The organism is Bartonella sp. B35(2025), assembly GCF_053794465.1.
In genome coordinates this window covers 527,525-548,869 of the sequence record NZ_CP200035.1, presented here as the reverse complement: position 1 = coordinate 548,869, position 21,345 = coordinate 527,525, and the positions used below count along the sequence as shown (strand labels likewise).

At 33.8% G+C, this 21,345-nt stretch carries 15 protein-coding genes and 3 tRNA genes; 12 read left to right on the top strand and 6 right to left on the bottom strand.

All coding sequences use genetic code 11. From position 1 onward, the window contains the following. Positions 1-769: 769 nt before the first annotated feature. The 6 genes from V4P56_RS02190 to V4P56_RS02165 all read left to right on the top strand — a co-directional run bounded on the left by V4P56_RS02190 (position 770) and on the right by V4P56_RS02165 (position 8,079). On the top strand, positions 770-3,103 hold the full coding sequence (locus V4P56_RS02190) for an NADP-dependent malic enzyme (protein ID WP_455482450.1): 2,334 nt from the start codon (positions 770-772) through the stop codon (positions 3,101-3,103). Positions 3,104-3,292: 189 nt separating this feature from the next. Beyond that, positions 3,293-3,577 carry an acyl carrier protein gene (locus tag V4P56_RS02185; RefSeq protein WP_455482449.1) on the top strand — a complete coding sequence of 95 codons (285 nt, stop codon included), beginning with the start codon at positions 3,293-3,295 and terminating at the stop codon, positions 3,575-3,577. 12 nt (positions 3,578-3,589) lie between these two features. Beyond that, positions 3,590-4,765 carry a beta-ketoacyl-ACP synthase gene (locus V4P56_RS02180; RefSeq protein WP_455482448.1) on the top strand — a complete coding sequence of 392 codons (1,176 nt, stop codon included), beginning with the start codon at positions 3,590-3,592 and terminating at the stop codon, positions 4,763-4,765. A gap of 13 nt (positions 4,766-4,778) precedes the next feature. Further along, positions 4,779-6,053 (top strand): beta-ketoacyl-ACP synthase, encoded by a 1,275-nt coding sequence (locus tag V4P56_RS02175; RefSeq protein WP_455482447.1) that lies wholly within the window; start codon positions 4,779-4,781, stop codon positions 6,051-6,053. A gap of 61 nt (positions 6,054-6,114) precedes the next feature. Beyond that, positions 6,115-7,143 (top strand): zinc-binding dehydrogenase, encoded by a 1,029-nt coding sequence (locus V4P56_RS02170; RefSeq protein WP_455482446.1) that lies wholly within the window; start codon positions 6,115-6,117, stop codon positions 7,141-7,143. A gap of 6 nt (positions 7,144-7,149) precedes the next feature. After that, the gene (locus tag V4P56_RS02165) at positions 7,150-8,079 is read left to right on the top strand and encodes a lipid A biosynthesis lauroyl acyltransferase (protein ID WP_455482637.1); all 930 of its coding nucleotides are present in this window, start codon (positions 7,150-7,152) and stop codon (positions 8,077-8,079) included. Between the two features lie 332 nt (positions 8,080-8,411). On the opposite strand, the gene V4P56_RS02160 is transcribed toward V4P56_RS02165, so the two are convergent. Next, complete coding sequence (locus V4P56_RS02160) at positions 8,412-8,789, bottom strand: iron-sulfur cluster assembly accessory protein (RefSeq protein ID WP_455482445.1); 378 nt, start codon at positions 8,787-8,789, stop codon at positions 8,412-8,414. A gap of 462 nt (positions 8,790-9,251) precedes the next feature. Between V4P56_RS02160 and V4P56_RS02155 the strand changes: the two genes are divergently transcribed. Beyond that, positions 9,252-9,328: transfer RNA gene (locus V4P56_RS02155), tRNA-Pro, on the top strand. A gap of 247 nt (positions 9,329-9,575) precedes the next feature. Here V4P56_RS02155 and V4P56_RS02150 read toward each other — a convergent pair. Beyond that, complete coding sequence (locus V4P56_RS02150) at positions 9,576-10,073, bottom strand: Hsp20 family protein (RefSeq protein WP_455482444.1); 498 nt, start codon at positions 10,071-10,073, stop codon at positions 9,576-9,578. A gap of 271 nt (positions 10,074-10,344) precedes the next feature. Between V4P56_RS02150 and V4P56_RS02145 the strand changes: the two genes are divergently transcribed. The 3 genes from V4P56_RS02145 (at position 10,345) to V4P56_RS02135 (ending at position 12,623) form a co-directional block, all read left to right on the top strand. Further along, positions 10,345-11,265: a serine aminopeptidase domain-containing protein gene (locus V4P56_RS02145; RefSeq protein WP_455482443.1), complete on the top strand. Its 921-nt coding sequence runs from the start codon at positions 10,345-10,347 to the stop codon at positions 11,263-11,265. Between the two features lie 821 nt (positions 11,266-12,086). After that, positions 12,087-12,449: a cell cycle two-component system response regulator CpdR gene (gene cpdR / locus V4P56_RS02140; RefSeq protein ID WP_455482442.1), complete on the top strand. Its 363-nt coding sequence runs from the start codon at positions 12,087-12,089 to the stop codon at positions 12,447-12,449. A 99-nt stretch (positions 12,450-12,548) separates the two neighbouring features. After that, positions 12,549-12,623, top strand: a tRNA-Val gene (locus V4P56_RS02135). Between the two features lie 559 nt (positions 12,624-13,182). Here the strand turns inward: V4P56_RS02135 and V4P56_RS02130 are convergent. From V4P56_RS02130 to V4P56_RS02120, 3 genes are all read right to left on the bottom strand, one after another. Further along, entirely contained in the window at positions 13,183-14,559 is a 1,377-nt protein-coding gene (locus V4P56_RS02130; protein WP_455482441.1) for an amino acid permease, read from the bottom strand. 591 nt (positions 14,560-15,150) lie between these two features. Then, on the bottom strand, positions 15,151-16,683 hold the full coding sequence (gene hutH / locus V4P56_RS02125) for a histidine ammonia-lyase (protein ID WP_455482440.1): 1,533 nt from the start codon (positions 16,681-16,683) through the stop codon (positions 15,151-15,153). Between the two features lie 538 nt (positions 16,684-17,221). After that, a tRNA-Arg gene (locus V4P56_RS02120) sits at positions 17,222-17,298 on the bottom strand. Between the two features lie 287 nt (positions 17,299-17,585). Between V4P56_RS02120 and V4P56_RS02115 the strand changes: the two genes are divergently transcribed. Further along, positions 17,586-18,359 carry an NAD kinase gene (locus V4P56_RS02115; protein WP_455482439.1) on the top strand — a complete coding sequence of 258 codons (774 nt, stop codon included), beginning with the start codon at positions 17,586-17,588 and terminating at the stop codon, positions 18,357-18,359. 142 nt (positions 18,360-18,501) lie between these two features. Then, positions 18,502-19,905, top strand: a complete 1,404-nt coding sequence (locus V4P56_RS02110) for a DEAD/DEAH box helicase (RefSeq protein WP_455482438.1) — start codon at positions 18,502-18,504, stop codon at positions 19,903-19,905. 69 nt (positions 19,906-19,974) lie between these two features. Here V4P56_RS02110 and gltX read toward each other — a convergent pair whose 3' ends face one another. Further along, positions 19,975-21,345 (bottom strand): glutamate--tRNA ligase, encoded by a 1,371-nt coding sequence (gltX, locus tag V4P56_RS02105; RefSeq protein WP_455482437.1) that lies wholly within the window; start codon positions 21,343-21,345, stop codon positions 19,975-19,977.

Here is a 21,345-nt window from a genome sequence, read left to right as displayed (position 1 = left end):
TATTAAAATAATAAAGTGAATAATAAATCGTATACCAACTTAATACGAATACTATTTTAGATATCCTTACCATCATTTTGATTCAAATTGATTCTGTTAATTAGAATCTAAAGACAATAATTTTACTTATTAAGCACTTAATCAATATCTTTCAATTATATTTTAATTTAATTGAAATACTCATCAAATTTACCCTTAAGCTTATCATTTACTTTCTAAATATCTACTTCTATTGAATTATTATTCCTATATATTTTATATAATTTTAATTATAAATTAGTTTTTTTATATTGTATCAATGATGAAGATAAGCGGCATTCCCGCTATCATTCAGCTTGTCGTTTTTCTCCTGAAAGTGTATTAATAATCACATGAGGTGTAAGTTGTAGGTTTTAAAACTACCTTCATCTATAAAATAATAAATGAGGGGCTAAACTTCAGTGAATTAGGATTAAGGGAATAACAAGCAATTATTTTTTGTGCTTGTCTTCCTTTCTTGAAAACATTGCAAAAGAAACGACTGCTTGGTAATGTAGATGCTACTAATATTTTACTATAAAGCTTTTTAAATTAATTAACTGTTGCAAAATTTTGCTAAAGAGAGATAAAATAATAATGTCAATATCAATGAAATTATTAATCAATATAATCCAGAAAATTTCTCACCAATACATTTTTGCATTCAGATCAATCAAAATATATTAGTAGACCAAACTTTATCAAAAGCCATGATGTTTATATAAACGCACACTATCCGGATATCATAAGAATGTCTACAAAACAAAATAATAATTTCAGTTCACAAGAGACTGAATTTGATAGCGCAGCACTTTTTTATCACCAATATCCAAATCCTGGAAAATTAGAAATACAAGCGACAAAACCTCTCGGTAACCAACGTGATTTAGCGCTTGCTTATTCTCCAGGTGTTGCTGCGCCATGCCTTGCAATTCATAACGACCCGAATCTTGCAGCTCAATATACCTCCCGCTCTAATTTAGTGGCGGTTATATCAAATGGAACTGCTGTTCTTGGATTAGGAAATATTGGTGCACTTGCTTCAAAACCAGTCATGGAAGGAAAAGCAGTTTTATTCAAAAAATTTGCAAATATTGATGTTTTTGATATTGAACTTGATGCACCTAATGTTGAACAAATGGTAGAAACCATATCTGCATTAGAGCCAACATTCGGTGGTATTAATCTTGAAGATATCAAAGCTCCTGAATGTTTCGAAATCGAAGAAAAACTTCGTGCTAAGATGAATATTCCAGTTTTTCATGATGATCAACATGGAACTGCCATTATTGTTTCTGCAGCTGTATTAAATGCATTAAATCTCGCTGAAAAAAAAATTGAAAATGTAAAAATAGTTACCTCAGGTGCAGGTGCTGCTGCTCTGGCTTGTGTTAATCTTTTGGTTCGTCTTGGAGCGAAAATTGAAAATATTTGGCTTAGTGATCTAGATGGTGTCGTCTATGAGGGTCGAACAACACTTATGGATCGTTGGAAGATCAATTATGCGCAAAAAACGGATGCGCGTGTCTTATCAGAAATTATTGATGGTGCCGATATCTTCTTAGGTGTTTCAGCAAGTGGTGTTTTAAAACCTGAATATCTAAAAAAAATGGCTCCAAAGCCATTAATTTTAGCACTTGCTAACCCAACCCCAGAAATTATGCCAGAAGAAGCACGTGCTGTCCGACCAGATGCCATGATCTGTACAGGACGTTCTGATTATCCCAATCAGGTTAATAATGTCCTCTGTTTTCCTTATATTTTCCGTGGAGCATTAGATGTTTGTGCTACCGCGATTAATGAAGAAATGAAAATAGCAGCAGTCTATGCTATTGCTGCCCTAGCTTGTGAAGAATCTTCAGATATAGCAGCGCGTGCCTATTCAAAAAAACCATCTAATTTTGGACCAGATTATCTCATTCCCTCCCCTTTTGATCCACGCTTAATTTTACGTATTGCTCCTGCCGTTGCTAAGGCAGCAATGGAAACTGGCGTAGCAGTACGACCAATTGAAGATATGTCTGCCTATCATGATATTCTTAATCGCTTTGTATTCCGTTCTGGTTTAACGATGAAACCTGTTTTTGCAGCCGCCAAAACAGCAAAGCGTAAGCGCGTCATCTATTCTAATGGTGAGGATGAGCGCGTACTCCGTGCAGCACAAATTGTTCTTGAAGAAAACACCGCAATTCCTCTTCTCATTGGCCGTCCACACGTAGTAGAAACAAGATTAAAACGCTTTGGCTTAAAAATTCGCCCTGGCATAGATTTTGAACTTACAAATCCAGAAGATGACCCGCGTTTTCGTGATTATGTTCAGTTATTTCTTCATTATACAGGTAGACGTGGTGTTTCACCTGAAGTTGCAAAAACAATTGTCAGAACATCAACCACAGCTATTGCTGCTTTAGCTGTTATGCGTAACGAAGCTGATGCCATGATCTGTGGTTTAGAAGGACGTTTTGAACGTAATCTTGAATTAATTGAACAAATTATTGGGCTTGATCCCAATGTTAGTCATTTTTCTGCTGTCAGTTTGCTTATCTCCTCGCTTGGCACTCTTTTTTTAACAGATACTTACGTTAATGAAGATCCTTCTGCTGAAGAAATAGTAGAAATGACAGTACTAGCAGCTCAAGAAATCGAAGCATTTGGTATAACACCAAAAGCAGCATTATTGTCACACTCAAATTTTGGCTCCAAAAACACAGAAAGTGCGCGTAAGATGCGCCGCGCTACCGAAATTCTTGCTAAATTATACCCAAATTTAGAAGCTGATGGGGAAATGCACGGTGATGCTGCACTTTCCAAAATTTTGCGTGATCGTGTTTTTCCTGATTCACGTCTTAAGGATGAAGCCAATTTACTTGTCTTCCCAACACTTGACGCTGCCAATATCACGCTCAATATTGTTAAAAATTTAACCAATGCACTTCATATCGGCCCTATCTTAATCGGAGCTTCACGTCCTGTACATATACTAACGCCTTCAGTAACTTCACGGGGAGTTGTAAATATGACAGCTCTTGCAGTTCTTGCTGCAAATAGAAAAAAACTTTGTAATAAGATAAGCTCAAATAAATGAACTCAAGATAAAATTTCAAATTTTCGCAAAACCATAAAAAGTGATAAATTTATGTGTAGTAAATTTGTTTTTTATATTGAAAAGATAGCTAATTCTAGATTTGACCTTTTTTTCTAAGGAAAAAAGGGCTAAAAGAATGGAATTTAAATATATTTTAAATTTATTAACCCTATAATAAGGAACTGTATATTGTCTTCTACGTTTGATAAAGTTGCTGATATTATCGCAGAAATTAGTGAAATTGATCGCAGCATGATCACACCTGAAAGCCATACAATTAACGATTTAGGAATCGATAGCCTTGACTTTCTTGATATTGTTTTTGCGATTGATAAAGAGTTTGGAATTAAAGTTCCTCTAGAGCAGTGGACTCAAGAAATTAATGAAGGTGCAGTTACAACTGAGGAATACTTTGTTCTTAAAAATCTTTGTACAAAAATTGATGAACTCGTTTCTTTAAAACAAGCCGGTTAATATTTTTTTACCATGTATGATCACGCTGTATTCATCACTGGTATAGGTCTTATAAGCTCTTTGGGTGAAGGGGTTGATTATCATTGGAATATCTTGAATGGTCCAACAGTTAAACCACACCTTGATTGTACAACTTTTTTACCATATACTGTCCACAAATTAGCTGAGGTTGACTGGAATTTACAAATTCCAAAACGAAGTGATCAACGACAAATGGGAACGTGGCAACGCCTTGGTACCTACGCAGCTGGCCTTGCCCTTAATGATGCAGGAATAAAAAATGATGAACAATTAACATCAACAATGGATATGATTGTCGCAGCAGGTGGTGGGGAACGCGATGTTGTTGTTGATACGCAGATTCTTTCTAAAGCACGCACAGCGGTTGATAAAGATTCCATGTTGAATTCTGCCCTTTCAAGTGAACTTCGTCCAACTTTATTTTTAGCACAACTTTCAAATCTTTTGGCTGGAAATATTTCAATCGTTCATAAAGTAACTGGATCTTCTCGCACCTTTATGGGTGAAGAAGGCAGTGGGCTTGCTGCTATTCAAATTGCTGCAGCTCGTATTCGATCAGGCCAGAGTACACATGCACTGGTAGGAAGCTCATATAACGCACAAAGTTATGATATGTTGTTGGCACATGAACTTGGTGGTCTTTTATCACGTAGTGGGTGGACGCCAGTGTGGGATCGTAAAGCTTGCCTCGGTGGTGGTGTCATAACTGGTTCTGGTGGTATCTTTTTTGTTCTTGAAAGTGAAGAACACGCAAAAAAACGAAATGCCCATGTTTATGCTGAAATTAGTCAGATTATTACAGACCAGACAAACAGAACAAAAAGACCACTTAAAGATACAATTACAACAATGTTAAAAACAGCAAAGGCAGAATCTGCTTTTACAATTTCAGCGGCTTCAGGCGCTCATGAAGTGACAGAAGCAGAACAAAGTGCTCTTGATAATGTTGGTATATTTTATCGTGGAATTACGACATTATTTGGTTATATGCGAGAAGCACAATTTCCTTTAGCACTTGCACTTGCTGCTATTGCTGTTAAAAAAAGACATAGTTTTCCAGCATTAAGTACTCATGAAAAATCTTTTTCTAAAGAAGTATATGAAGCATTTGTTACCACCGTTGGTATAAAAAGAGCTGAAGGTGTGGTACGTTTAACTGCTATTTAAGGGGATTTCTATAGTGAAATACAGCGATTATCTTGGACGTCCACTCGTAGCAATAACTGGAGCAGGAGTTGTAACATCACTTGGGCAAGGAAAACATAAAAATTGGCAAAAATTAATAAGTGGTGTAAGTGGTATCCATAAAATAACACGTTTCCCTGTTGAAGGATTAAATACACGTATTGCTGGAACTGTTGATTTTCTTAAAGAAAGCACGCTTGGTGCCTCAGCACTTTCTGAAAAACTAGCTCATCTGGCAGCAGAAGAAGCTTTAGAACAAGCTGCTCTTGATAAAACAAATTTTAACGGACCATTATTTTTAGCATCTCCTCCTGTAGAGCTTGGGTGGAAAGCACGTTTTGCTCTTGATCAAGAAGGAGCCTTCAGTAGTGAGCCTTCCTATCAACATCTTCTTGAAGTGTGTAGTAAAAAAAACCATAAAGTGCTTTTTGAAACAACACAGTTTGGTGCAATTGCAGAAAAACTTCAAGAAAAATTTGGAACAAAGGGGATTCCTATTACACTTTCAACCGCTTGTGCATCTGGTGCAACAGCGATTCAGTTAGGTGTTGAATCCATTCGACGAGGTGAAACTAAGCGTGCACTTACAATTGCTACAGATGGTTCAGTTTCAGAAGAATCTCTTATTCGTTTTTCATTATTATCTGCCCTTTCAACCAATAATGATCCTGCAGAAAAAGCTGCAAAACCATTTAGCCGTGATCGAAATGGCTTTGTTATGGCAGAAGGATCAGGAGCTCTTGTTCTTGAATCTCTTAAAAGCGCTTTAGACCGTAAAGCAACAATTTTAGGAATTTTGGCTGGATGCGGAGAGACAGCAGATGATTTTCATCGCACACGTTCAAAGCCTGATGCATCACCAGCAATTGAATCAGTCCGTAAAGCTTTATCCGACGCAAACATAACTATTAATGAAATTGATTATATCAATGCACATGGTACTTCAACACCCGAAAATGAAAAGATGGAGTACTTAGCATTATCAACAGTATTTGGTGATATTCTACAGCATATCCCGGTCTCTTCTAATAAATCAATGATTGGCCACACATTAACCGCTGCAGGCGCAATAGAAGCTGTTTTCTCACTTTTAACCATCCAATCAGGTATCCTTCCTCCTACGATCAATTATGATGATCCTGATCCTGCCATTCCTTTAGATGTTGTTCCCAATTATAGCCGAAAAGCCCGCATTAATGCAGTTTTATCCAATTCTTTTGGTTTTGGAGGCCAAAATACAAGCCTTGTTATAACAGCATATAAAAGGTAATCTTTTAATAACAAACTTTCAACAATCAACTTTATAACATCTAAATTTAAAGAGAATAGTAATGCGTGCACTGCAACTACTCAACGAGCGCCAACTTAAAATCACCGATCTTGCACCACCGCCACCACCCAATCTCGATGAAGTAACGGTGCGCATAAAAATTGTCACCCTTAATCATATTGATGTGTGGGGATGGCGTGGTATGGCTTTTGCAAAAAGAAAAATGCCAATTATTATAGGTGCGGAAGCTTCTGGGGAAATCATTCAATTGGGAGATAATGTTCAAAATTTACAACTTGGACAGCTTGTTTCAATTTACGGTGCACTAACCTGTGGTCTCTGCCAAGCTTGTTGCAAAGGGCAAGATAATCTTTGTAGTCATGTAAACGGTGTTTATGGCTTTCATCTTGATGGCTTTGCTTGTGAACTTGTTAATCTTCCAGCACGTTTATTGGTTCCAGCGCCTCCAGAATGCGATAAAATACAAGCAGCTGTTGCGCCTATTACCTTTGGTACCGTAGAACATATGCTTTTTGATAATGCAAAACTACAAGCTGGAGAAACAATTTTGATCCATGCTGGCGGCTCTGGTATTGGTTCAGCAGCTATTCAGATCGCAAAAAATGCGGGATGCACAGTCATTACTACTGTAGGATCAGATAACAAAATTGCAAAGGCACAATCTCTTGGAGCAGACTACATTATTAATTACCGTAAAGACCGTTTTGAAGGTATTGTTCGTAAATTAACTCAAAAAAAAGGTGTTGACGTTGTTTTTGAACATGTGGGTGCAGATACATGGGGTGGTTCTATTTTATGTATGAAACGCGGAGCACGCTTGGTAACTTGTGGTTCTACTTCTGGTGTTTCAGCACAAATGAATTTGATGCAGCTATTCCAGCAGCAACTTAAAATATTTGGTTCATTTGGCTGTCGTATAGAAAATATGCAAAATGCTATGCAAAAAATGGCACAAGGAGTTATTCAACCTGTCATTGATACAATTATTGGATTTGATGAAATTGATACAGCTTTAAAACGAATGGAAAGTCGTGATATTTTTGGCAAAATTATTCTCGAAATCAATTAAATCATGATAAAATTTTATATTAAGAGTTTTATATATCATACTAAAATTATAGCTAAAAACTCCTTTGATTGGTTGTGGGCACATCTGTTAATTAGTACTTTATTTATTCTAAAATATTTTCCTGCCAATATTGGATTTTCTTTTTTTTCTTGGTTAGCAAAAACATTCGGCCCCCTCATATCTCGTCATCAAATCGCGCTTGCAAACCTCAGAGCTGCTTACCCAGAAAAAACAGAACAAGAACTCCATGCGATTGCAATAGAAATGTGGGAAAATATAGGAAGACTTCTTGCTGAATATATCTTTCTTGATAAAATTTTTGATTTTGATCCTAATATTAACAAACTAGGTCTTGTTGAAGTTAATGGTGCTGAGATATTCCAGCGATTAAAAAATGAAAAAAAACCACATATCTTTTTTACGGCTCATACCGGAAATTTCGAACTTCTTCCTATATGTGCACAAAGTTTTGATCTTAATGTTACAGTATTATTTAGACCCCCCAATAATCCTTATATTGCAAAACGAGTTCTTAAAGCTCGGCAAACCTCTATGGGGCATCTTGTCCCATCTAAAGCTGGTTCAACTTGGGCATTAGCAGCCAAATTAGCAGAAGGTGAAAATATTGGTGTACTTGTCGATCAAAAGTTTCATAGAGGTATTTTAAGCACATTTTTTAACAGACCGGTTCAAACAAACCCCTTAATTATAAAACTTGCTCGGCAGTATAACTGCGATATTTACCCTGCACGCTGTATTCGTCTAGCTGGAGGACGCTATCGTCTAGAGTTGTACGAACGTATAGAACTTTTACTTGATGAAAATAATGAAATCGATATAGCTGCTTCTACACAAAAATTAAATGACATTGTGGAAGCTTGGGTACGTGAATATCCCGGCCAATGGATGTGGTTACACAGACGTTGGAACAGCTAACATATCCAGATTATTTATCGAAGATAACATAAATATTGGTGCCAAAAGATATTAATAATCTTATCGATCTTTATTTCACTCCTCTTAATCTCAAACGCTATCTAGATAGCTAATTTATAAAAAATATTAAAAAACAAATATGAAATTCTAAAGTTACTTTGCCTATATTTTAGAAAAGCCATTTAATTTTCTAAAATACTAGCCGATACAAAATTGAACAAAGTAAAAGCTTTTTGAGATAAAGTTAAAAATAAAAAATAAAGAACTATTATAATTTTATTAGCCAAAAAATGAACAGGTTCATTAGCCAGTTAAACGTAATCTTATTAGACTCACTCCGCCCCATATGCCTTGTTTAACTGATTTTGTGAGATAGGGCGCAGTTCTACCGATTCACCACACCCACATGCTGAAACTTGGTTAGGATTTTTGAATACAAAACCAGATCGAAGCGTCGTCGTTTCATAATCCATCTGTGTCCCTAATAAAAATAATACTGCATCACGCGCTATAAAAACGCGAGCACCATCAATTTCAATAATATCCACATCTAGAATCTCTTCTTTTACAAGATTAATTGTATATTCCATCCCCGCGCAGCCACCTTTTTTGACGCCAATAATGATACCACGCGCATCCTTTGTATCCATAATAGTTTTAACACGATCTACTGCGGCTTTCGTCAAATTCATTATCGAAAAACGACTCATCGTTTACTCTTTTCTTGCTAAAAAAGCACATTAAATAGTTTTGTCTGCTATATTTCAACCATTTGGAATTAACAATAAAAATATTTTAATTTATCTCTTACTGTTTTATTATTCCTTATAAAGATAAAAAACTTATATCCAATAAATTATAGCTATAATTACATATTTATTTAAAGTTCCATTTTTGCTATCATTGCAATCCATATGGTACACAAAAATGTCTATTTCATAAAAATCAAATATAGACAAAATCTTTTTTGAAAAATTTTTACTAAATCAACAAAAATATTAAAAGGACATTTTCTTCTCTCATACCTGCTCAGTACCCAAAAATAAACTCATCTAAAAATACAAAAATTTTACCTCATTTTTTCATAATTCATACAAAATAGTTGAACATGTGATTCTATTCATTTTTTTCTTGCCTTTAAAGAAACAGTCGTTTAGTCGTCTTGTACGGTTCGGGGCGTAGCGCAGCCTGGTAGCGCACTTGACTGGGGGTCAAGGGGTCGTGGGTTCAAATCCCGCCGCTCCGACCATTTCTTTCTAAGTCATTATATCGAAAAATGAAAAGTACACACGTTTTTTGAATTAAATTACTATTCTACTGTACGCTCATGCAATTTTAGCAGTCTATTTTATTTTCTCTGATATTCAAAGATATGTAGAAACATTACTGTTGTAAATTTGTAATAACGAATTGTATTCAAATAATTTTTTTTAATAGAAAATATAAAAAACGCGAGACCTTTGTCCCGCGTCACTTTTCTATTTTATGAATCATAACTACTCAGTCTTCTCTGCTTTTAAACGAGTCTTACTTATACCATTCTCATTACCATTTTTTACAGCATATGGTGAAGCTTGCACAATTATCTTTTTTGGTTTTAACTCAGCTGGCATTTCCCTTTTAAGCTGAATATGAAGAAGACCATCAGCAAGCTCTGCTCCCGTAACTTTAACATGATCAGCCAAATGAAAACGCCGTTCAAAAGCACGTGAAGCAATACCTCGGTAAAGAAATTCCCGTTTTTCATCATCATTTTCAGGCATTCTTTCACCCTTAATGATCAGCTGGTTGCAATGCGTTTCAATATCGATTTCATCCTGAGAAAATCCTGCAACAGCCATAGAAATCCTATAAGAATCCTCAGTTAAACGTTCAATATTATACGGTGGATAAGAGGAAACATCATCTGGTTGTGTTCTAGAATCAAACCAATTTAAAAGATGATCAAAACCTACAGTTGAACGATAAAATGGTGAAAAATCTACTTGACGCATAATATTGCCCTCCTTTAGAGCGACTATTGTTGACTCACAAAGTTCCCAAATGGCAAACCTGCCCGTGAACCAGCAGTCCCATCGTGGCGACCGCACTCCTTATTTGGTAATCATTGTCCCCTATTTCAACTCTTTTTTGCTTTAATTCTGAAAAAATACCCAAAAGCAATATAACTATTTTTTAACCCTTCATCATCATTTATATTAATGCAAGTTTTTTTCATTTTGCTTCACACTAAATTATAAAAATAAACTATATCAAGGATATCAATTGGAAACGCCTCTTTATTATCTTAAAAACAGAGATTCTCCTCCTCCAAATATTAGTAATAGCTACCTCAAAATAGCCGTTGATCACAAAATTCGTTTTGCAATAACTCATCCTGATATAAAAAAACATAAAGGAACAGTTGTTATTCTTGAAAATTATGCGGATACCATAGAAGAATATTTTTTACCAATGAATGAAATTTCTAAACGTGGTTTTTATACGGCAATATTTGACTGGTCTGATCGAGAAAAATCACAATTTAAGACAATAAAACAGAACCAATATAACTATTTTGATGTTAATAATCACATTAATGATTTAGATGAATTTCTCAAAAACATTGTGTATCCTAATTGTCCACCACCTTATTATATACTAGCCTATGGTGCGGGTGGATTGGTAGCACTTAGTGGACTGGATCTTATTAACAATCAATTCAATAGAATGCTCTGTGTTTCTCCTCTTTTTGCCCCATTTGGCTATAAAACAAATAGCTTTCAACACAAATTAATACAACTTTTTTCTGATATAGGCCTTGGATTCTTGCCAATTAAAGGCGAAAAAAAATTAAAACAACAAAATATGCAATTTTGGCATACTAATAAAACATCTTTTTTCTCCAATTTTTTTATGCCTTCCCCAACGTTTCGATGGATGGCATCAATACTCAATACCATTGAGATCATGAAAAAAAATATACTTAATGGACAATTACAAATCCCAACACTGTTTATCCTTGCTAATCAAAACAATATTGCCAATAATATTGAGGTGCGACAATTATGCCAACATACACGTTTGATAGACAGTATAACAATTGCAGGTGCTGAACTTGATACAATCATACATGAAGAATACCACCAGAAACAATTTTGGGCTGTGTTTGATGTATTTATTTTTGATGATAAGCCAATAACATAACATTTTTAATAACACTATAGTTTAATCGTGCCATAAAAAATTTACTTAATTTTTAAAGTAGAAATATATGTACGATCTTTTATTTGATAGAATATTTTATATACATAAAAAAATTAAGACCTTTACCTTATACAATATAAAACTTTGTAAAAATCCTTTTTATATTAAAATTAAACTAATTTCTTACATTATAAATATATTTAAATAATTTATCGAATTAATAACCCTAATTTACAAACAAATTTTAATATAACATAACTATTCAAATAAAATAGCAAAACTATATTCCTGATATATTATTAAAAAATTTTATTTTCATGCTGTGCCATAAGTATAACCTTTATCCACTAAAGGAGAAGAAAATATACTGAAAACGAATTCCCCGCATCTACAATGTGTAGCTCAGAAAGCATACAGGAAATAAACAGCCATAAAAGCTCCTTTCTACCATATAACTTTTCAAAAATAACAAATCAATATAATAACCTTCTAATCTTCCCATATTCATAATTTTTAAAATGAATATGAGTTATGAAAATTTTAGTATATTCATAACTAAAATGAATAAAATTAAAAAAACAGAGCATGCAATTAACTGAGATCAAACCATTCATATACTGCTCCTTTTTTTAATATCACACACATTTCAAATTTAACTAATTCAAAATTAATATTTTATATTTTTAATAAATATGTAAAAATTAACCATTTCGCCATTCATTCCAAGTATGAGCATTTTATCTCTTTTTTTATAAATACTCTATATTGTATAAATAAATGTAGTAACAAACTCTGACAAATGGAGCAATTGGAACATAGTCATGAAACGAATCTTGCTCGCAGAAGATGATAACGATATGCGTCGCTTCTTAGCAAAAGCCTTAAAAAAAGCAGGCTACGAAGTTACTGATTTCGATAATGGTGCTAGCGCATATCAACGTTTACAAGAAGAACCATTTTCTCTTCTACTTACTGATATTGTAATGCCAGAAATGGATGGAATCGAATTAGCACGACGTGCTACTGAAATTGATCCTGACTTACGGGTAATGTTTATTACAGGCTTTGCAGCAGTTGCATTGAATTCAAACAGTGATACCCCTCCTGATGCAAAAGTGCTCTCTAAGCCATTTCATTTGCGTGAGCTGGTAAATGAGGTAGAGAAAATACTTATAGCTGCTTAAAAAGGTATTTTTTTAAAATTATCCATACCTAGTTAAACAGAAAATTAAATTAAGCATTGACGTTTGTAGCTGTATATGGTGTATGCAGCATTATTGAATGGGCGTGTAGCTCAGTGGAAGAGCACTACGTTGACATCGTAGGGGTCATAGGTTCAATCCCTATCACGCCCACCACTCTCTTTGAAAAAATAGGGAAAATCAATTGATATACTCGTATCAATGCCTAATATTTTATTTTGTGAGGCAACACATCATAAAAGCTTAGTGTTATATATCTTAAGAATATTTTTTCTGTCTCTACCATGTCTTACTTAAATTCTTCTATATCATCACAGGCAATGAACCAAACTTATTGATGTAATATCTTAACTATAATGAATAGAGCTATCAAAGCTCAAATAATTTAAAGCTTTATTTTATTTTTTTCCTTAAATGAGCTCTAAAATAAATAAATATAAGTTATTGTATAAGCTCATTGATATTTTTTTCATCTATATATTTAAGATAGCCATAGAAATTTTTTATTATTTTACTTGCTTTTATCTATCTGCTACTATTAGCAAGTATTTTTTTTATGTCAGTTAACAGCACTATTTAATAATATTATACAAATTACTCTAAAATAAATAATAATTGGCTAGATCACCTTCAATCTTGGAAGAATAATTACTTAGATATCTTTCTGCCATAAAATTACTCATTATTTATTGTTGAATTAATTCTTATTCTGACTCTAATGTATCTTTCTTTTTTTAAAATTATAAAGTCTAAGTATATAAAAACATATTACAAGCCAAGTAATCCAACTAATACCTACAATCAAAACTGGCCGTGTGTCATCAAAAAACCATAACAAAACAAAAATAAAGACTATAAATAAAATAGAAAAAATTGATCCTATTGGCCAAAATGGGATTGGAAATTTCAAACTACGCTGTATTTCTTTAGGTATTTTTAACCGCATAAAAATCTGTGACAAGATAATCATCATCCAAACGAAAACTGTCGCAAATGTTGCCATTGCTGCAATAAGAAAAAACAGCCGATCATGGTAAAAATAATTAAGGATAACGCCAAGAAGAAAGATACCCAAGATCAATAAAATAACAAAAATTGGTATACCATTTTTTGATAAATATTGAAATTTTTTCAATGCATAACCTTCCTGCGATAGTCCATGAATCATGCGACCAGCACCATACATTGCACTATTCATTGCTGAAATAGCTGCTGTAACAACAACAATATTTAGAATATTAGCAGCTGATGAGATCCCAAGACTTTCAAAAATTGAAACGAAAGGGCTGTCCATAAGGCCAATCTTATTCCAAGGATAAAGTGACATTAAAACGACTAATGTCATGACATAAAATAGCAAAATACGAACAGGAGTAGAATTTATTGCCTTTGAGATAGTTTGATGAGGATCCTGTACCTCCATCACTGCCATCCCGATGATTTCTATGCCACCAAAAGCAAAAACAACAACACTAAAGCAAGCCAAAAAACCAAACCAACCATTGGGGAAGATACCACCATTTTCCCATAAATTATGAATACTAACAGTGGAGAAAGTAGTATTTGTACCCCAACTCCATAAAATTATTGCTATCCCTAAAATAATCATAATAATGATGGCAATAATCTTTATGGAAGACAACCAAAACTCTAGCTCACCATACACTTCTACTTTTGCTAAATTAATACCAGTAATAATTAATGTAATACTGAGTGCCCATATCCAAGGTGCAACATCAGGATACCAAAATCCCATATAAGTTGCAAAAGCCGTAATATCAGCCAAGCCAACAAGAATCATCTCAAAAACATATGTCCATCCTGTTACAAAACCAGCTAATGGTGAAATGTAATTTGTGGCATAACGAGCAAAAGAACCAGGTAGCGGATTGTGAATAATCATTTCACCAAGAGCTCGCATAACCATAAAAATAGCCAAACCAGCAATACAATAAGCAATTAGGACGCTTGGACCAGCAAGTTTAATTGCTTGTGCAGATCCGTAAAAAAGACCTGTTCCGATAGCAGAACCAAGAGCTAAAAAAATAACCTGGCGCTTGTTCATACCTCGTTTAAATTCATTTATTGCCATTTCTTTCTTCAAAATACTGTTATCCCCTTCATAAAAGTAAGATTCATAAATTAATAAGCATTAAAGCCAATTAAAATGTGAAAAAACTCTAACGAACCTAAAGGATTTTAAATTTCTATTGCTTCATTTTCACAAAAGAGCACAGCATCGCAGCGGCTAAGATACAGGAACTCATTTTAAGTAACAATGCAATGAACACCGGTTCCAACTAAAAAATCGTACTCTTTTTCCTTCTCAATTTAAAGAGCCATTGATAACGAAAAAGCTCCTATGATGATATTTATTCAGTACCCTCATAGCAATTAAAATTAATGCTTGCCGCATTTAGCAAAAAAACTTTAAAGGAGCAAGTATCATTAAGATGATATGTTCAACAATATGATGATAATGACAAAAATTACTCTCACAACCATCGTATCGTTTTTAACTAATTTATTATAGAATTATGGAGATAATAAATATCAAAGTATTAAATTAAGTGCTTTATATTTAGGTTATTTAAATATATGATTGAACTCAATGATCTTACCTGAGAAAATATGAGATTAAGCATTTTTCATTCTTATCTGATCTTAAAGATAAACACCGTTTTTACTGCAATTGTGGAAGAATTGTTTCCGGTAAAATAGATAATAAGTGCCCTTCACTCACAAGCATATACCCCTCATGAAGGTCTGAAGCTAAATAGCGATCTTCCTTAAGAGTATCAACATTTTTACGTAGACGCTCTATAACAGACTGCAATAAGGGGCTTGTTTTTAAAGGAGCACGATACTCAATCCCTTGTGCTGCGATAAGTGTTTCAATTGCAATAATCATAAAAAGATTTTCACTCATTGCCAATAATCGACGAGCACCATGACATGCCATTGAAACGTGATCTTCCTGATTTGCTGCAGTTGGCGTTGAATCAACAGAAGTAGGATGAGCCATTTGTTTATTTTCAGACATTAAAGCAGCTGCTGTTACTTCAGCAATCATAAAACCCGAATTAAGACCTACATTTTTAGCTAAAAAAGCTGGAAGCTTATAAGAAACTGCTGGATCAATCATAAGAGCAATACGTCTTTGAGAAATCGATCCTATTTCACATAAAGCGAGGGCAATTTGATCAGCAGCAAACGCTACAGGTTCAGCATGGAAATTTCCCCCTGATACAATTTTACCGTTGCTTAAAATCAATGGATTATCTGTAACTGCATTTGCTTCAATAATGAGTGTTTTTGCTGATGTTGTAAGAACATCAAAACATGCTCCCATAACCTGTGGCTGACAACGTATACAGTAAGGATCCTGTACGCGATTATCATTATACAAATGTGCAACCCGAATTTCTGATCCCTCTACAAGTTTTTCTAATGTCTGCGATACCACAATCTGCCCATAATGACCACGTAAAATATGAATATCTGGATGAAAAGGAGCTGTTGATCCCATAACAGCATCTGTTGTTAATGCACTCGCAAGAAGTCCACCGCATAATGCCCGATAACCACGAAAAATACCTGCAAGAGCGAGTGCTGTTGACGTTTGAGTTCCATTGATAAGAGCCAAACCCTCTTTCGCTTCTAAAACAATAGGTGATAATCCTGCTTTTTCTAAAGCAGCCGCCCCACTCATACGAACATTTTTAAAGAATGCTTCCCCTTCCCCTATCATAACAGCAGCCATATGAGCAAGTGGAGCAAGATCACCCGATGCACCAACTGATCCCTTTTCAGGGACGATAGGAATCACTCCATTTGCAAGCATATTTTCTAACAAATGTATCAATTCTAAACGGACACCTGAAACTCCTCTCCCTAGCGAAATAAGTTTTAAAGTCATCATCAAACGCACAATATTTTCAGCTAAAGGAGTTCCCACACCGCAACAATGTGACAAAATAAGATTTCTTTGTAAAATCGTCACATCATTTACATCAATTTTAATCGAAGCTAATTTGCCAAAACCAGTATTGATACCATAAACTAGCTCACTTCCAGTAACAATTTCAGTAATACGATCCGCACCCTTTTTGATAGCTAAATGCGTACTATCATGAAGTTTGCTTACTTTACCATTCCAATAAATGTCCTCAAGTTCATTAAATGTTACTTTGCCAGGATTTAATATAACAGTCATAATTTTTCTTCTTATTTATTTAAAATATAAGATTTAATATCGTTGATTTATCTATAAAATAAAAAAGAAAAGTTATTATATATACTTATATGATAAATTTTATTAATTATCTAAATATAAAAAGATAAACATTATATTTTTCAAAATTTTATAAAATAATAATAAAATTACATATTAATACTATTTATTATAGTAGTAATTATTACAGAATATTAATTCTACAATATAATTTAGCATAATTTTATTATTTTACAATAAAAATATTAAAAATAAATATTATAACTTTAAATCTATTTATAGGATAATAGTTAAGTAATTTGATAATATCAATTTTTTCATTTTTTTACAAATTAGTTATATTAATATTTTAAATAATAAAATTTAATAACTTACATAAAATAATAAATTTTATTTTTTTTAATTTTTTTATTCATTAAATAATTTAATAAGCAACAAAAATAACTGCTTTAATAAAAAACAAATACATCTTTTCTGATAAGATGGTCATAAAAATGATATGAGATAAAATCGAAAATTTTGGTGCACCCGACAGAATTCGAATCTGTGACCTCTGCCTTCGGAGGGCAGCGCTCTATCCAACTGAGCTACGGGTGCTTAAAACAAATTATTAAACCAGTTTTGATCTTTTAACTGATCACATTCTTATCTTCAACGATGAATTATCATTCCGACAAAAAATATAAAAAATGTATGATAATGTGTGCTGATGTTATGCGTACAATACATACAATTTTCTTGTTATCCTTAAAATTATATCTTACCTCAAGTAAATTGCTTTTCATATAAAATTTCTATTTTGAAAAAACAGTTTTTATATACAACTTCAAAACTATGAAAAAGTAAGCTACAAAATAACTCATTACAATACTGGAACAATGTTAATGACTATATTACCAAGCCGCTTTCATTTCATTTCTGCTGAAACCAAAGAAGCTATTAAAGCTACCAATAAGCTAATTTCTATTTATGGCCATTCTTCTCTTGAAGAAACCGATATTATTGTTGCAATCGGTGGTGATGGAACAATGTTACAAACGGTGCGAGATGTTATGAATACAGGAAAACCTATTTATGGCATGAATAAAGGCTCTGTAGGATTCCTTATGAATGAATTTCATGAGAAAGACTTGCCAAACCGCATAGCTGTCGCGCACAAAAAACAAATCCATCCCCTTCGTATGATTGCAGAAGCTGAATGCAAAAAATATGTTGAAGCGCTTGCAATCAATGAAGTATCTTTATTTCGTCAATCTTATCAAGCAGCTAAAATTCGTATTATCATTGATGATAATGTACGCATGGAACAATTAAGTTGCGACGGTATCCTCGTTGCTACACCAGCAGGATCTACTGCATATAATTTGTCAGCACAAGGACCTATTTTACCCCTTATGGCTCCTCTTATGGCACTTACCCCCGTTAGCCCCTTTCGCCCTCGGCGCTGGCATGGAGCATTGCTTCCTAATACAGCAACAGTACGTTTTGATATGCTTGAACCAGATAAACGTCCCGTGAATGCCGCAGCAGATAATGTTGAAGTAAAATCTGTACATTCAGTTATCATTTCATCTGCTACTGAAGTAACAGCTTCAATCCTCTTTGATTCTGATCACTCATGGGATGAACGTATTTTATCAGAACAATTTCGCTATTAACTATTATATGCTTTTTACGTGTAACTGACCATTATAGTTGACTTTTTTGCAAATGCGTCTTAACCCTTTTTAACAGTGTAGAATTTTAATTTATTAATAATTTAATAGTTAGGTTAGAATTGCAGAACAATTGACAGAAAAAATGACATTATCTTTAAATAGTTTCGATGATTTAGGTCTTTCCGAAAAAGTTATTAAAGCAGTAAAATCAGTTGGATATAAGATTCCCACTCCTATTCAAAGTGAAACGATCCCTCATGTCCTTCAAAAAAAAGACGTTCTAGGAATCGCTCAAACAGGGACAGGAAAAACTGCATCTTTTGTTTTACCTATGCTCACATTACTTGAAAAAGGCCGTGCAAGAGCACGAATGCCCCGTACTCTCATCTTAGAACCAACACGAGAATTAGCAGATCAAGTAGAAAAAAGTTTTGATAAATATGGAATAAATCATCGTTTAAATGTTGCACTTTTGATTGGTGGCGTTTCTTTTGAACACCAAGATCGTAAACTTGAACGAGGTGCTGATGTTCTTATAGCAACACCAGGACGTCTTCTTGATCATTTTGAACGCGGTAAATTACTCCTTATGGGTGTTGAAATCCTTGTTATTGATGAAGCCGATCGTATGTTGGATATGGGCTTTATTCCTGATATAGAACGTGTCTGTAAATTAACCCCTTTTACTCGTCAAACTTTGTTCTTTTCTGCAACAATGGCACCAGAAATCACAGAATTAACAAAACAATTTTTACATTTCCCTATATCTATTGAAATTACAAAAGCATCCTCAACAGCTACAACAATCACGCAATGGCTGGTTAAATCTGGTCACAAAGCATGGGATAAAAGAGCTGTTTTGCGAGAACTTATCTACAATGAAGGTGACAAACTTAAAAATGCTATTATATTCTGTAATCGAAAAAAGGATATCTCTGAGCTTTTTAGATCACTTATTAGACATAATTTTAATGTGGGTGCACTTCATGGAGATATGGATCAGTATTCGCGCATGAGCACGCTGGCTGATTTTAAAGACTCTAAGCTCACACTTCTCGTTGCTTCTGATGTTGCTGCACGTGGTCTTGATATCCCAGCTGTAAGTCATGTTTTCAACTATGATGTCCCCACACATGCTGAAGACTATATTCATAGAATTGGCCGTACAGGGCGTGCAAATCGTAGTGGAAAAGCTTTTACAATTGTTACAAAAGATGATCAAAAATATATCAATGCTATTGAAGAAATAAGTAATGAAAAAATTGAATGGCTTAATGGAGATCTATCTACTCTAATAACAGATGATCAGGAAAATAGCACTATTTTAAAGAAAAAATCTATAAAATCACCGAAAAAATCTGCTCAAAAAAATCGGTCTGTACAAACTAAAAAATCATTAAAAGATAACAAAATAAATCATATTGAAACTGCAAATAATAAAATAAATCCATCTGAACTATATCGTTCTCAGAAAAATAAAAATTATCCTACTGTTGGATTTGGAGATAATATCCCAGCATTCATGCTTATAAAAAGCCGCACTTAAACTAAAATTTTTTCTTTGGTAATATCATGAAAGTTAAAAGAATACTTTCATTGTAGTTCTTTACTATCCCTAAATGGTCAATCTCTCTATTACCTTTTCACGTCCTAAGAGTTGTAAAAGTTTTCCCATTTCAGGACCATGATCCATCCCAGTTAGCGCCTGACGTAATGGCATAAATAAAGCTTTCCCTCTACGTCCTGTTTTTTCTTTTAATGCTGTTGTCCAAATTTTCCAACTTTCATCACTCAGTGCACCTTCAGGAAATAAATCAATAGATTGACGCACAAATGCACGATCTTCAAGTGCAACTGTATTAAAAATCTTCTTATCATTAATAATTTTCCACCACAAAATGGAATCATTTACTTTATCAATATTACCTCTTATCGCATTCCAAAAATACTCTACTTTTTCTCCATCAATAGAAAGATTTTTAAGTCGTATTTTAACTTCTTCATAAGTTAATTCATGGACAAGATGACTATTCAAAGTAAGAAGATCCGTTACATCAAATTTTGCAACTGATCTTGATGTATCTTGGAGATTAAAATGCTCTAAAAGAGCTTCCTGATTAGGATAGGGATGCACATTTTTTGAAGTTCCGATTAAAACAGAAAGACACTGAATAGCGATAGATTCGATTCCTTCTTCTCGTAAAGAGCGAATAGACAGATCATCATTACGTTTTGAAAATCCTTTCCCTGAAACTGTAGCTAATAAATTAATATGAGCAAAAATTGGTGGTTTTGCATTAAGCGCTTCAAACAGAGCAATTTGCAAACCTGTATTAGTAATATGATCATCACCACGAATAATATGTGTAATAGCCATATCTATATCATCAATCACAGAAGGCAACGTATAAAGATAACTTCCATCTTCACGAATTAAAACAGGATCTGAAAGAGAAGATAAATCAATTGTCTGTTTTCCTTTCACAATATCTTCCCAATAAATTTCTGTCCTTTTGGTTTGAAATGGATCAGTTTCAAAATTAGGAAGAAGAAAGCGCCAATGAGGCCTGCGTCCTTGAGATTCTAATGCTGATTTATCCTCTTGCGTCAATTTTAACGCTGTACGGTCATAAACAGGAGGTTGTTTGCGCAGAAGCTGAATTTTACGACGCCGTTCTAATTCTTCTGCTGTTTCATAACAAGGATAAAGAAGACCACTTTGTTTTAAAATTTCCGCAACCTGATGATATCGAATTACGCGTTTAGATTGATAATAAATTTCATCTGGTTTTATACCAAGCCATTCAAGATCAACCATAATACCATCAACATATTCTTGCTTAGAGCGTTCAACATCTGTATCATCATAGCGTAAAACAAATGTCCCATTATTTGCCTGTGCATAGAGCCAGTTAAACAATGCAGTACGAGTATTGCCAATATGGATATAACCTGTTGGTGAGGGTGCAAAACGAACTTTTATCAT

Coding starts and splice junctions, on each gene's coding strand:
- V4P56_RS02150 (WP_455482444.1), bottom strand. CDS start 10,073: ATGCGTCAAGTAGATTTTTCACCATTTTATCGTTCAACTGTAGGTTTT.
- V4P56_RS02180 (WP_455482448.1), top strand. CDS start 3,590: ATGTATGATCACGCTGTATTCATCACTGGTATAGGTCTTATAAGCTCT.
- hutH (WP_455482440.1), bottom strand. CDS start 16,683: ATGACTGTTATATTAAATCCTGGCAAAGTAACATTTAATGAACTTGAG.
- V4P56_RS02115 (WP_455482439.1), top strand. CDS start 17,586: ATGACTATATTACCAAGCCGCTTTCATTTCATTTCTGCTGAAACCAAA.
- V4P56_RS02160 (WP_455482445.1), bottom strand. CDS start 8,789: ATGAGTCGTTTTTCGATAATGAATTTGACGAAAGCCGCAGTAGATCGT.
- gltX (WP_455482437.1), bottom strand. CDS start 21,345: ATGATAAAAGTTCGTTTTGCACCCTCACCAACAGGTTATATCCATATT.
- V4P56_RS02130 (WP_455482441.1), bottom strand. CDS start 14,559: ATGGCAATAAATGAATTTAAACGAGGTATGAACAAGCGCCAGGTTATT.
- V4P56_RS02170 (WP_455482446.1), top strand. CDS start 6,115: ATGCGTGCACTGCAACTACTCAACGAGCGCCAACTTAAAATCACCGAT.
- V4P56_RS02110 (WP_455482438.1), top strand. CDS start 18,502: ATGACATTATCTTTAAATAGTTTCGATGATTTAGGTCTTTCCGAAAAA.
- cpdR (WP_455482442.1), top strand. CDS start 12,087: ATGAAACGAATCTTGCTCGCAGAAGATGATAACGATATGCGTCGCTTC.
- V4P56_RS02190 (WP_455482450.1), top strand. CDS start 770: ATGTCTACAAAACAAAATAATAATTTCAGTTCACAAGAGACTGAATTT.